Annotated in this window: 2 pseudogenes; one reads left to right on the top strand and one right to left on the bottom strand. The window is 74.4% G+C overall.

The annotated features are described in order from the left end of the window. Positions 1–268, top strand: a pseudogene (locus G3I65_RS52020) (type VII secretion protein EccE); the annotation flags it as partial. A 58-nt stretch (positions 269–326) separates the two neighbouring features. Here G3I65_RS52020 and G3I65_RS52015 read toward each other — a convergent pair. Next, positions 327–938 (bottom strand): annotated as a pseudogene (locus tag G3I65_RS52015) (type VII secretion integral membrane protein EccD); the annotation flags it as partial.

Raw genomic sequence — 938 nt, 5'->3', positions numbered from 1 at the left:
GTCCTGGACGTGGGGTGGCGGTGCCCCGCAGATGTGCTTCGCGCCGCGGTCCTCTCGGGCGCTGGACGCGGCGGTGCCGGGCGCGGCGTTCACGGCGACGTCGTACACGCTGACGCGGACCGCCGGTGGCAAGGAGAAGGCGGAAGTGACGATCCGGGTGGGAGCGCGGCCGGGTGCCCCGGTCCCCGCTCCCCCCGCCGCGGTCCCGCTGCACGGCCGCCACGGCCGCGGCGTCCGCCGGACCCTCCCGCTGGCCCTGGACGACTAAAAGCCGTGAAGGCCTCCTTACCGGCCGTAAGAGCCGGTAAGGAGGCCTTCACGGCTTTTCAGCCGCGGACGGCCTCGTAGACGCCCGCGATCATGCCCACGAACGGGACCAGCGACAGCAGCACCAGGAACTCGGACACGTCCAGCAGCCGCGACCAGTACGGCGACCGCAGCCCGCGCGCCACCCGCGTCGCGTAGACCAGGCACAGCGCCGCCGCCAGGACGACCGCGCAGCCCGCCGCGAACAGCACCGTGCGGTTGCCCGACGCCACCAGCCACGCGCCGGCGCACACCAGGCTCAGGATGCCGAACCCGACCAGCACCAGCCGCTGCGCGCGGCCCGCGTACGAGCGCGAGCGCAGGATCCACGCCACGCCCAGCACCGCGGCCAGTCCCGCTTCCCACGGCCCGGCCGAAGACAGCACGATCGAAGAAGCCAGCACCACCAGGCCGAGCGCGACGAGCAGGCCGGTCAGCACGGCTTGGGCGTGGGACGTCCGGCCGATCATCTCGGTGCCGAGCGACGGCTGTTCGTCCGCGCGGAACGCCGCCATGTCGTCCGGGACGCGGGGCAGCGGCAACCTCGCCAGGCGCAGGGACAGCATCGGGGCCACCGCGGCCAGCGCTGTGCACAGCACCGCCGCCACCGACGCGGCCGCAGCGGGCTTGAC

Source organism: Amycolatopsis sp. SID8362 (assembly GCF_010550475.1).
GTDB lineage: Bacteria > Actinomycetota > Actinomycetes > Mycobacteriales > Pseudonocardiaceae > Amycolatopsis > Amycolatopsis eburnea.
This window is presented reverse-complemented; position numbering and strand designations above follow the sequence as displayed.